This is a genomic window from Rhodocytophaga aerolata (genome assembly GCF_030503435.1).
Taxonomy (GTDB): Bacteria; Bacteroidota; Bacteroidia; order Cytophagales; family 172606-1; genus Rhodocytophaga; species Rhodocytophaga aerolata.
Genome location: NZ_JAUKPO010000078.1, coordinates 1 through 10589, shown reverse-complemented (window position 1 = coordinate 10589; position 10589 = coordinate 1). Strand labels below are relative to the sequence as shown.

At 37.0% G+C, this 10589-nt stretch carries 15 protein-coding genes; 5 read left to right on the top strand and 10 right to left on the bottom strand.

What is annotated here, in order from left to right:
- Window positions 1–167: 167 nt before the first annotated feature.
- The 10 genes from Q0590_RS35750 to Q0590_RS35705 form a co-directional block, all read right to left on the bottom strand.
- A complete protein-coding gene (locus tag Q0590_RS35750) occupies window positions 168–452 on the bottom strand; it encodes a hypothetical protein (protein ID WP_302042480.1) in 285 nt (94 codons plus the stop codon).
- Between the two features lie 140 nt (window positions 453–592).
- The gene (locus tag Q0590_RS35745; RefSeq protein ID WP_302042479.1) at window positions 593–1333 is read right to left on the bottom strand and encodes a DUF4272 domain-containing protein; all 741 of its coding nucleotides are present in this window, start codon (window positions 1331–1333) and stop codon (window positions 593–595) included.
- 98 nt (window positions 1334–1431) lie between these two features.
- Window positions 1432–2079: a hypothetical protein gene (locus Q0590_RS35740; protein ID WP_302042478.1), complete on the bottom strand. Its 648-nt coding sequence runs from the start codon at window positions 2077–2079 to the stop codon at window positions 1432–1434.
- A 51-nt stretch (window positions 2080–2130) separates the two neighbouring features.
- Window positions 2131–3384 carry a HEAT repeat domain-containing protein gene (locus Q0590_RS35735; RefSeq protein ID WP_302042477.1) on the bottom strand — a complete coding sequence of 418 codons (1254 nt, stop codon included), beginning with the start codon at window positions 3382–3384 and terminating at the stop codon, window positions 2131–2133.
- Window positions 3385–3581: 197 nt separating this feature from the next.
- Complete coding sequence (locus Q0590_RS35730) at window positions 3582–4244, bottom strand: DUF4291 domain-containing protein (RefSeq protein ID WP_302042476.1); 663 nt, start codon at window positions 4242–4244, stop codon at window positions 3582–3584.
- 87 nt (window positions 4245–4331) lie between these two features.
- The gene (locus tag Q0590_RS35725; RefSeq protein ID WP_302042475.1) at window positions 4332–4655 is read right to left on the bottom strand and encodes a low molecular weight protein tyrosine phosphatase family protein; all 324 of its coding nucleotides are present in this window, start codon (window positions 4653–4655) and stop codon (window positions 4332–4334) included.
- 90 nt (window positions 4656–4745) lie between these two features.
- Window positions 4746–5192, bottom strand: a complete 447-nt coding sequence (locus Q0590_RS35720; RefSeq protein ID WP_302042474.1) for a hypothetical protein — start codon at window positions 5190–5192, stop codon at window positions 4746–4748.
- Between the two features lie 70 nt (window positions 5193–5262).
- Window positions 5263–6516, bottom strand: coding sequence for a hypothetical protein (locus tag Q0590_RS35715; protein ID WP_302042473.1), 1254 nt, complete (start codon window positions 6514–6516; stop codon window positions 5263–5265).
- A gap of 15 nt (window positions 6517–6531) precedes the next feature.
- Window positions 6532–7017, bottom strand: a complete 486-nt coding sequence (locus tag Q0590_RS35710; RefSeq protein ID WP_302042472.1) for a hypothetical protein — start codon at window positions 7015–7017, stop codon at window positions 6532–6534.
- A 111-nt stretch (window positions 7018–7128) separates the two neighbouring features.
- On the bottom strand, window positions 7129–7491 hold the full coding sequence (locus Q0590_RS35705) for a hypothetical protein (RefSeq protein WP_302042471.1): 363 nt from the start codon (window positions 7489–7491) through the stop codon (window positions 7129–7131).
- Window positions 7492–8256: 765 nt separating this feature from the next.
- Between Q0590_RS35705 and Q0590_RS35700 the strand changes: the two genes are divergently transcribed.
- The 5 genes from Q0590_RS35700 to Q0590_RS35680 all read left to right on the top strand — a co-directional run bounded on the left by Q0590_RS35700 (window position 8257) and on the right by Q0590_RS35680 (window position 10565).
- On the top strand, window positions 8257–8427 hold the full coding sequence (locus Q0590_RS35700; RefSeq protein ID WP_302042470.1) for a hypothetical protein: 171 nt from the start codon (window positions 8257–8259) through the stop codon (window positions 8425–8427).
- A 166-nt stretch (window positions 8428–8593) separates the two neighbouring features.
- Window positions 8594–8914, top strand: a complete 321-nt coding sequence (locus Q0590_RS35695; protein ID WP_302042469.1) for a DUF4304 domain-containing protein — start codon at window positions 8594–8596, stop codon at window positions 8912–8914.
- Between the two features lie 2 nt (window positions 8915–8916).
- Complete coding sequence (locus Q0590_RS35690; RefSeq protein WP_302042468.1) at window positions 8917–9204, top strand: hypothetical protein; 288 nt, start codon at window positions 8917–8919, stop codon at window positions 9202–9204.
- Window positions 9205–9262: 58 nt separating this feature from the next.
- Entirely contained in the window at window positions 9263–9757 is a 495-nt protein-coding gene (locus tag Q0590_RS35685; protein ID WP_302042467.1) for an HIT family protein, read from the top strand.
- 82 nt (window positions 9758–9839) lie between these two features.
- A complete protein-coding gene (locus tag Q0590_RS35680; protein WP_302042466.1) occupies window positions 9840–10565 on the top strand; it encodes a DUF4261 domain-containing protein in 726 nt (241 codons plus the stop codon).
- Window positions 10566–10589 lie beyond the last annotated feature (24 nt).

The window sequence follows — 10589 nt, the reverse complement described above, 5'->3', positions numbered from 1 at the left end:
ACTACGCTGCTTCTTTCCCCGATCTTTCGATCTTTCAAGAAAACGAGTCGCACATGCACCAAACATTCTCGGTGCCAGTTCCGCTGTGCTAAGCCTATACACTGAATAAGGCTAGTTTGGTGGCTTAGTTTAATGTTGGGTGAAGTTTTTTATACTCCTTCTGTTTTTTATTGTCTAATTTGGGACCAATATTCTTCTGCTACATCTTCATCAATTTGGATTGGAACTCTTTCTGCCCAATGATTATCTCCTCCTCTTTTTTTGCATCCAGAAACCCAATATTCTTCTTTGGTTTCAACATCATAAAAGTTGCCCCTGATTTTTTGACTACCTGCCCTTTGTAAAATTTTATTTTTATAATAAACCCTATTATATGTCCTTGAGAAAGAAACTCTACCAATTCTTGCTTCTCCTGTTTCTTTATTTTCAATATACATAATTCTTGCTTTCATTATTATTTAGCAATTAAGGTAGTTATTCAATCTTTGATTACGCCCAACGTAGCATGAACCCACACATACCGCAGCTTCTAGCTGCGACCTTGGGCGTGAGCATTAGGATTGTTGGATGGTTTAATGATGACAGTAGTCATTTAGGTATCGCAAGATATTTCATCCCATTCTTGGTTCATGTAGTTGATTAGCCAATTTAGCGCATAGTGTCTCTCATAAACAACTCCTGGATTTACTCCAATAATTGAACGATTATTAATCCTTGCATCCACACAAGCCCAATCTATGCGGTAATACAAATCATTAGCATCTAAGATTTCTGTCTTACTTCTAGATTGGGTGATAGAATTAATAAACACATTGGGGTCTTTATCTAAACCCTGGAAAGGGTAATCATCTATAGCTACCTTATTCAGATCACATAATTTTTCGGGAAATTCCAAATCAGGTACTTTCTTCAAAGCCCATAACAGCGTCCAGATTGCTTCTGCTTTCCAGCTTTCCTCATTTTTCTGCTCAGGCGTGGGATTTTCAAGAAAAGCTTTTTCCTCAGGAGTAACTTTATCCCATAAGTTATAATTTGTTAGATACTCAATCGCCTGCTTGCCTGTAAAATTATCAAAGGCGACAAGATTGACCATAGCCAAGATAGTTACTCGTTGAGCAATCTCTTTAGGTATCCTCAAAGTAGTTTCTTTCTCCGTTTCAATGTAGGGCAAATGAGGATTGATTTTTATCTGTTTTTCCTTTAAATAAGCTTCTGTCTTTTCTTTGCGTATGTGTGCTGTGTTCTTAGGCATGGATTGAGATGAATTTACTGTTGGAGTTTGATTACAAGCAAAATTTGTAATGAAGATAAAAAGAAGGAGTAATTTTTTCATTTCTGTTTATTGCCAATGATGACCCTAGCACAACCATAAACCGATGCTTTCTCATTAGGCTTGCATTATAGTAGCTCGGATAGTGAATTTGTGCAATGCTATGGATAGTACTTTTTCAGATACTGCTCATAGGATGTATACTTCTGCTGATCCTGGAGGTAAATGTAGTAGTGCTGATAGTGAAAATAGCATTCTGCAATCAGATCATCCCGATCCACTCCAAGGGTATGACATAGCTCTTTGTATTCTTCCAACGTATCTAACAATTTCAAACATTCATCAGGAGAAGCTCCATCCATGCCATACAGCACGCCGTAAGGAACTTCATGGATAGTAAAATCCAGGTAAGACTCTAAGCATCGTTCTTTTGTCAGCAGTAATTCTTGATCAGTCGGACAGATTTCCAAGCCCTTATCAATTAATGCAAACTCTGAATAGGAGCTAGTCTCTCTTTTCCGCTCAATTTGATAAATAATGGATATATGCTTGAGCATAAGTTTGATAGCCGCTAGTTCACCAGCTTTATATCCTTTTTCCAAAGTAGGGAAATACACTTTTTCAAAGAAAGGGAAGGTAAAGTTAATTTTGAGCTTATCCAGCTCTTGCTCAAATGCAACTAATTCTTCAACCTTTATGTCAGACAAATCCTGTGATTGGAGTAGCTGCTTAATTTTAGCATTACGCAGATCACGAATCAATCCTTTATCTAAATGAATTTGAATATATTCCCAAAAAATAGCCTTCATTGTTTAGTATATCAAATGTAGCTTCATTTCTTCTATAGCCACAAACGCAGGTTAGTGTAAACCGAGTAGCCTACGAATAAAATTCATAGTTGCTTTCAACACTGTTCTAGGCGGGTTTTCTTCTTTCCCCAGGCTGTATGCAGCTTTGCTTTGATCCGCTAAATAGTTTTTAAGTTTTTCCCTGGTATCAGGTACACCTGCATACTGTAATAACTCCGAAAAATTAACATAATCTGCATTTCCTAGTTCCCAGCCTCCATAGTGTAAAATGGTGTGTAATGCCGTTCTGTCCAGGTCATCTAGGTCATTTACATCCGTATCTTTTATAAGCCTTGTTCTCTTGCCATTTAGGATTCCCAATAAGCCAGCAGTTACATCTAAGGATTGATAGGCGTTTACAGATTTTAAGACTTCACATAATGTTGGAATAACCTTTTCCTTTTCGGATGCGCCATACTTTGATAAAACTAGACTAGCATAACCTGCCAGTCGTCCCTCATTGAAGGGAATGTTTTCAAGATATTGAAACTCTTTGTTTGAAAGAATGCCGTTAATCAACTCCGTTAGAATCTTATCCGATAGTGGATTTTGAGCTAATCCAATGGCTGCGGATATTCTGATTAAACTTGATTGGGATGTTAAATACTTCTCTAATTCTGAACTATCAAATGCTTGCTTGCTACTTCTTACTAGCAACCCAATTGCTAGAATAGCAATCGATATATCTTCCTGCTCAGAGAAAGTGTTTAACTTACTTTTTATTCTACTGATGGTTACACTTGCAGTTTCAGGAAACCAGGCGAGTGCATATATGGCTGCTCTGCTAATTTTTTTATCGGCATCATTTATTAATTCCAATAGAATAGGAATACCAGCTTTCACCTGATAGTAGCCATCTAAAATTGCTTGAGGGTTATATCCATATTTTGCACATTCTTCTCTTTGAGCAGATGTCATGTTTTCTTCCGCTTCCTTATACTCATTCCGAAAGTTTATGATACTTATTCCTTCAGGCAAATATTCTTCTTCATAGCCTAGCGCAAGGCTTACTAGAAACAGGATGATCTTATCCCGATCAGGCGTTTTGTCTGACTCAATTAGCTCATACAAAAAAGGAATAGCATAGGGTGTTGCCTGGTATCGAGTGCCTTGATGAAAAATATTGCCAGATAAAGCCCAGAGTGCTTTTTCTCGAGTTTGGGAATCGGAGGCTAACAAGCCTCTTATCTGGCTTGGAACGTCTTCTGCCGAACCATAGGCATGTTTTAATTCATGCCAGTTTATGTAATCTAGTTTTTCTAACACTTGATTTGCCTTCTTTTACTTACAAAAGTGGAGCTATATAAGCGCTTATTAATTCTTTAATAGTATGATGATTAAAGGAAGAGTGAGTATAAGGGCTGAAAGAAGCTCGAATAGTTATTCACTTCCTAGCTATATTTTTGAATAGTTTTTAAGATATATCTGCTGATTAGGTTGTAACAAGCTTGAGAGTGCAGGTGCTATGCATGTTTCCCTACGCTTTTGATACCTATTCTTTCTGCTAGGGAATGGTCTGTAAGGGGATAAATTTGCTCGTAAGCAACAGTGAGTTCTTCAATAGTATTAGCCTGTACTTTTGCCCCTTCTAGCTTGACCCAATCTGTGATGTCTTCTATCTGGTAAAGCCATTCTGTAGCGAATTTTTTCAGGACAGTGCCTCGTAATCCAAGCTGAATGGCTTTTCGTTCTAGCCTGTTGCCGTAAGGATCATGGTCAGGGTCCCATTGTAAGCGCACCTCTGATTCGGCAAGTGCCTTTTTCCAATGCTCTTCCCGTTGGTAAACTTCTGCAATAAAAGTAGAATGAACGGCTTGGCTCAAGATGTAATCAAACTTTTCTCGATCTACCCAAAGCGCTAAAATACGTTCTTGGTTAGGCTTTGAAGCCCATCCTGCTCGGTACATCATCCACAAAAAGTTGGGCTTAATCCAGCTCATTCGATTAAAGCTGTAATGGTCTCCGCCAAATCGTTGATGTTTGACTGCATAGTCAGAGATGGAAGGATGAAAGGCTTGATATACCACCATCCACTTCTGATCATATTGACCAATAATCTGTTTTCCTGTTTTTGGTAATCGGGTTTTATATTCTAGATACTTTTCTCTTTGTATTTCTAAGTTCATTTATTTCTCTAACGTGTTATGGATAATAGATTAATGCAGAAGGGGGAAAAAGCTTTGGTAGATTACAGATTTGATAGGCTAGCCATTCTATTTTTGGATGTATTCATCCACCTTTGTTTTTATATCTTCCACTAGTTCAGGGTCCATATAGGTATACTCATCAGGAATATGGAGTATGATAATTTGCTTTTGCCCTGTTTCAAAAGGGAATTTTTCAACCATTCTTTGCTTATGTTTCTTTTCCATCACAAAGATCAGGTCCGCCCAATTAATATTTTTTGCTGTTAGTCTGTTCCTAGCAGATGGCTCTGTGCCTGCTGATTTTACAGTTAAATCACTACGGTTTTTATAAATTTTTTCGGCTGTCGGGCTTCGCCATTGATTTCTACTGCATACAAATAGTATATTCACTTGCCTAGATTTTATTAACTGCGTTTTGCCTGTTGTGTCTGTGTACAGAATGTTGAATACTTATTTTTTGCCAATGCCTATCTTCTTTATTCAATTAGGTATTTTTCCATTTTGCCATTCAGTATACGTTATATGGTTATTCCACTGAAAAAGGAAACTGGAAAAATGAACCTCCCATTTCATCCAATAATATTCCTTGCCAACACTTACCCCGCCCTCAATGATCATTTGTTGGTTTTCTTCTTTGATAAACTCATTTGTTCCAATTGACAATTTATTCAAAAGCTCCTTAGCTGGCTTCATCTGATCTATCTCTACATTGCCTGAATCAAAGCGCAATTTTTCCTGAGAAACGCCTTTCAAGATAAGCTCGCTTTGTCCAATAATCAAACCTTCTTCAATATCGATTTCATTAAAATCAGCTAGCTTAGCCCAATCTAGTTTTATTTTTATCTCACCTTTACCTCTTTGAATTTGCTCAATTGTGGAGTCATGTAGTTCAAGCCTCCCTAGATGGTTTTCTATTCTATACTTCATAATTGATTTTTAATTGCAATCATGAAAGCACATCCTTCCGCACTGACTGCTCCAGGTAAAGTTAGGTTGGTTAGCGGCTGTGATTCTCATTCCAGTCCACTTTTGTTATTTTATTTTGATCTATAATTATCACAGAAACCTCTTTGTCCAATGCAGTACCATAAAAGTCTAGATTCATTAGAGTATAATCTCCATAAGAACTTGTTACAGGGTTGTGCGTATAAATTTCATTGTCGAAAAGTGGATGTACAATTTCAATTTCATTTCCTTTAAACTCTACTAGAAATGTTATTTCGTTTAGGTGGATAATATATAATTCTCTTTCTTTGTATTTGAAGGTTGAAAACAATTGTATGCCAAAAATATCTAGCAATTGCTGATATGCGCCTGACTTGTCTGTATAACCCAGTGCTTGACCTTCTTTGGTTTTATTTATTTCACTTTGCTTTACTTTTGTAAGATTGCGAGGGTCGCTAATGGATTTAATCTCTGATGAACCCATCATATGACCTAAATGAGCTAACACTAAATAGTTGCCTTTTTTTTTGAGCACTGAGTTCGCACAAGTCGATTCTGTAAAGTATATCTCTTTAGAAGCTTTATCAAAAAAATATACCGTTCCTCCCCATTCTCCATGGCAATCACCAAACACAATAAATTCCTTGTCTTCAAAAAGTTTAGGCTGGTTTTTTAGCGGCAACTGTGTTTTTGATTTAGTCCATTTGTTATTATCCCATATATAAGTTGTGCTTCCAGCAAGCGCTGTTAGTTTATCATCTATTATCCAATGATATTTGAATTTTTTCGTATTTAAGCTTCTTTCAAAATCCAAATTCCTTGTCATATCAACAAGATTGTGACATACAAATTTTCCGTTCTTAAACAATGAAATTAATGTCCTGTCATAAATCACGGAATAGGAAACGGGATAATTTATATAATTGTCATCGTAGTCCTCAAAATCGTCTGTATAGTAAGGATTTTTAATTATTAAATGAGTAGTATCAAATGCTATTGGTTCTTTACTGATTGAAACATTAAACTCCTTAGTTTTATATAATGAAAAGCTGGTAACAGAGTCAGAAGTTTGACCAGAAAAGGGATTCCGCCACGATTCTTTAAATCTTCGAATTACTCTATCAAAGGAAACAAATTCGTTTTCATATTTGCTTTGTCCGAAAACTGCAGAGGTATTCAGTAGCAAAAATAATATTATGTACAAGAGTCTATTTCTCATTGCCGTTAATGTAGCAAGAACCTCCACATACCATTGCTTTTGCTGAGAGACTAGCTTTGGCAGTAGGGTTGCTGGCGGGTTTGGCATTGTTATGCACTGATTTTACTTTATTCTTTCAATCAGCCAATAAATCAGGTATGCCACTGCCACCACACGGACTACGATACTGAAAAATGAATATTTTACTTCTCCCTTTTCTAAGGTTAAAGGTAAGCTCTGTTGATTCGTCCAATCTGGATTCAACTGCATACCAAACTGGTAATATTCATTATCCTTCGTTTGAATTTTCAATACCTGTCCAGACCCAAAAAGTGATCCTATCTTTAGTAATTGAGCCTGTTCCACTTTTTCAAGGGGTATATCCCATTTGCCACTCTTTATCCTTTTGTCTGTCAGGATAACAACTGCTCTTTGTGAAGTCACCCAGTCGATACCCTTAGTAATTGTTTGACTGCCATTGGTCATGATGCTCTTTGAACCATCAGCCGCCAATATTATTTCGTTTGGATTAGCAATTAAGTAGTTCCGCTTAGCTCTTCCCACTCCGTAGGTAAAATCGACAAATTCTTTAAGTAAACTGTTTATCATTTATTTTATATTAATGCATTACGGTTCAAAAGTACTCGCTGCCGAGCCTTCATGCTGGGAAATCGAGCGTCAGCAGGTCGGTGGTCGTGGAGGTGGCGTTGGTCGTATTATTTATAATATCTTTGTTCTAAAGTGTCCATAAGCATACATTTTTCCTTTTTCTTTTCCCGCTCGCATATAAATTTTTCCATACAAACTATCCCCTGCTTGATACCTGCTTTTATCCAATTCTAATTCTGCGGCTTGGCTAAAGGATGTTAATTCAATCGTTTGGCTTGGGTCTCCCTGAGATAAATCTATATAATCAGTTGTGAAAACAGGTTTGAAAGTGAAAACATTTTGCCTTACATCTATTCCAATGCCTGATTTACTTCCCATAGCATTATAGGCAACTAACTCAATCATCAACATATTATTTGATGAATGCCCAGCAATATAGATTAGAATAGGTTCTGATGGAATTTCGCTCATCATTAAGATAAATTAGTGTAACATCACTGGTTTGTTTGGGATTATCTGCATGGAAGAAAAAGCTATTTCCCACCACTGTATCACGCATATATCTTATTTCACTCCTGTTACTAAGAGATGTATTGATTTTTACCTGGTTATTTTGGCTACTTTCTTTTTTTTCAGCTTGACAGCCTAAAACACATATGAATAGTATGTTTATAAGAAACAGTCTAATGTATTTCATGTCTTTATATTGCGACCAATGGAATATGGCTAACCTACACCTTGGCTTCATGCTTTGGCACTGCGATTAGGCAGCTGGTGGCAAGTTTAGCTGGGGTTAGGTGCCGTAGTTTTATCTTTATATCTTACTAGCTCAGTAAGTAAGCCAAGAACTACAAAGGCAAAACTGCTTGTTGGAAATGTCTCTACAATCCCAAAAATTATTTGTCCATCCCCTCTAAAGTTGGACTGAATGCCCCAATGGATATAAAATACCAAGGGATGGATAATCAAGAACTGAACAAAGAGAAAGCCTAGGAATAGGTCTTTCCTGAAAGGAGCATCGTGTTTTATTCTTTTTGTTTCACTCAAGTAATAAGAAATACTTGTCCACAGAAAAGCTATGGTTAAAACTATGATTACCCCTATTCCTATATTTCTGTATGACTCTTTGCTAGTACTTTTTCTACCATAGATTCAATCATGGCAGAGGGGATCATGGTCAATATAGGAACCACATAGGTCCAAGTTAAAATAAAACTGGTTACTGTGATAAGTAAGCCTATGATAAAGGGAGATTTCATTTTCAATGGCACAGAACAAGTAGATAAACCAAACTCATATCAACAGTTACGTTTATCTGCCCATATAAAGAAATATACGCAATCAAAGCATGAAGTAACCATTGGTGTTCTTTTAAATGGGGTTAAATTAGATTCTTTTGATAGCTTCTAGGTGTGGCTTTAGGATTTGGCAGTGCAGTTGTCATTTGATGTGTAGTCTTGTACTTAGTTACTTTATACAGTTAACTTTTTTCGCAACCTCCACATAGTCATCAGAAATTACAAATTCTAGCAGAAATTGATAGTAAATTTATGTATCAAATCGATCAGTAAAATCTATGAATGCGAAAGAGATTGAGCAAGGTATCATAAAAGAAATGGTCAAACCACTTTTTAAAAAGCATCAGTTTAACGTAGCAGGAAAAACGTTTTTAAAAGGGGAAGCAGATTTTGTAAAAGTCTTCAATATTCAATCCAGTGCATGGAATCAAAAAGATAGTGTGAAGTTTACCTTCAACATTGGCTTTTTCTGCCTGATACATACCAGTTTTGGAGGCAAGCGCCTCTTCCCAAGCATATCAAGGAATATGATTGTGTTTTCAGCCTCAGACCAGGACCGATCATCAAAAGCGGTAGTAGTGATTATTGGTATACAATAGACATGTTTACAGATGTATCAGAATTAAGAAAGCAGATTGAAGATCATCTGACTAGCTATATTCTGCCTTTCTACCATATCTATCAAACAGTAACTGATTTATTAACACAGGAAGTAGATGGCATCTCTGGAGGATTAACTCGGCTCCAGGTTGGTCTTATCTTAGCGAAACAAGGAGATTACCTCTTAGCTAAGAAAGTAATTCATTCCTATTTGCAAGCAGGCAAAAGCCCAGAGGATTGGATAAGTAGAATTAAGCATGAAGCAATCAAAAGAGGGATAGACTTGTAGTGTTGCAAGTATACCCTTGAATAATTGGCATTAAGCCTTTAACTAAAACCAATACTAAATGTCACCAAGCATTACATCAGCGGACGGAAGCAATCTAGAAGTAGAATGCCTAAGTTGCGCCCTAGTCAGTGGCGTAGTGCCACCAACAGGTGGAGTCATTTTTGAGTCTGCTCATTTTCATGTGCATCAGGATGTCGCTTATCCGATTAGAGGATTAGTGATTGTAGCTGCTAAACGTCATTTTTATTGCCTGGATGAGTTAACAGCAGTGGAACAAACTGAATTTATCTCATTGGTCCATAAGCTCAGACACGAGCAAAGAATAAGGTTAGGCATTGAAAAGGTGTATTATTTTTATAATGAAGATACTACCCATCACTTTCATTTTTGGATGGTGCCTAGGTATGCATGGATGGATCAATTCGGGCGCTCAGTTGAATCTCTACGACCTGTGTTATTGTATGCTAGAAATAATATGAATGATGAAAAGAACAGAAAAACTGTACTAGAAGGAATAAGTGCTTTACAAGCAGGAATGAAAGCGTATAAATGATTCAAGTGAATAAGCACCCATATAAACAACCCCCTGCCCTGCAAAACACCCATTGAAAGATTGATTCGTTCCACTCATCCCTATGAAAATCACCCTTACATCACTAACTATAGTACTTATCTCAATTGGCTTATTTAGCTTTTTTCAAACAGAAAAGAAGATAGAAGTGAAAGACAATAAACTAATATTAGGGATGGTGCTGCTAGATGAGCCCAACTCTGTGGACATTACCAAAGTGACTGCTGAACTGAGAAACAAATGGCATTTAACCGTTGATGAGCAGGAATCGGATACTGAAACAGCTGTTCTTACTATTGAGGGATATACCATAGCTATTGGTACGATACCAAAGCCTATCCCTGGCGAAGAAGTAAAAAGAGCAGCTAGTTACAGTTACTTCTGGAAGAAGGGAGTAGAAGAAGCAAGCCAACATAAAGCACATATTATCCTATCTATCTTGAATGCAGGTAAGAATCCTATTCAGGAAAATCTGCTATACAGTAAAGTAGCCGCCGCCGTGCTAGCTAATAGTAATTCATCAGGCATCTATTTAGGAGGTAGAACCCTGTTACTAAAGAAAGATTTCTACCTGGATAACGCAGAGACGATGACTGAGGAAGATTTACCGCTCTACAACTGGGTATACTTTGGGTTAAGGCAGGAGAATGGCAAGCAATCTGTTTATACGTATGGTCTTTCAGATTTTAATAAGCTAGAAATGGAAATTGTTAATTCAAACCATTCCTTTGAAGAACTCTCAGATATGATGTATAACCTATGTGCTACTCCCCGGAATTCGGACCACTAGCTAAGTTGAAAAACAAGTATTAAA

Excerpts from the sequence above, each read along its gene's own strand:
- Q0590_RS35745 (WP_302042479.1), bottom strand. The coding sequence starts at position 1,333 with ATGAAAAAATTACTCCTTCTTTTTATCTTCATTACAAATTTTGCTTGT.
- Q0590_RS35730 (WP_302042476.1), bottom strand. The coding sequence starts at position 4,244 with ATGAACTTAGAAATACAAAGAGAAAAGTATCTAGAATATAAAACCCGA.
- Q0590_RS35710 (WP_302042472.1), bottom strand. The coding sequence starts at position 7,017 with ATGATAAACAGTTTACTTAAAGAATTTGTCGATTTTACCTACGGAGTG.
- Q0590_RS35715 (WP_302042473.1), bottom strand. The coding sequence starts at position 6,516 with ATGCCAAACCCGCCAGCAACCCTACTGCCAAAGCTAGTCTCTCAGCAA.
- Q0590_RS35705 (WP_302042471.1), bottom strand. The coding sequence starts at position 7,491 with ATGATGAGCGAAATTCCATCAGAACCTATTCTAATCTATATTGCTGGG.
- Q0590_RS35720 (WP_302042474.1), bottom strand. The coding sequence starts at position 5,192 with ATGAAGTATAGAATAGAAAACCATCTAGGGAGGCTTGAACTACATGAC.
- Q0590_RS35700 (WP_302042470.1), top strand. The coding sequence starts at position 8,257 with ATGATAAAGGGAGATTTCATTTTCAATGGCACAGAACAAGTAGATAAA.
- Q0590_RS35680 (WP_302042466.1), top strand. The coding sequence starts at position 9,840 with ATGAAAATCACCCTTACATCACTAACTATAGTACTTATCTCAATTGGC.
- Q0590_RS35695 (WP_302042469.1), top strand. The coding sequence starts at position 8,594 with ATGAATGCGAAAGAGATTGAGCAAGGTATCATAAAAGAAATGGTCAAA.
- Q0590_RS35740 (WP_302042478.1), bottom strand. The coding sequence starts at position 2,079 with ATGAAGGCTATTTTTTGGGAATATATTCAAATTCATTTAGATAAAGGA.
- Q0590_RS35685 (WP_302042467.1), top strand. The coding sequence starts at position 9,263 with ATGTCACCAAGCATTACATCAGCGGACGGAAGCAATCTAGAAGTAGAA.
- Q0590_RS35750 (WP_302042480.1), bottom strand. The coding sequence starts at position 452 with ATGAAAGCAAGAATTATGTATATTGAAAATAAAGAAACAGGAGAAGCA.
- Q0590_RS35690 (WP_302042468.1), top strand. The coding sequence starts at position 8,917 with ATGTTTACAGATGTATCAGAATTAAGAAAGCAGATTGAAGATCATCTG.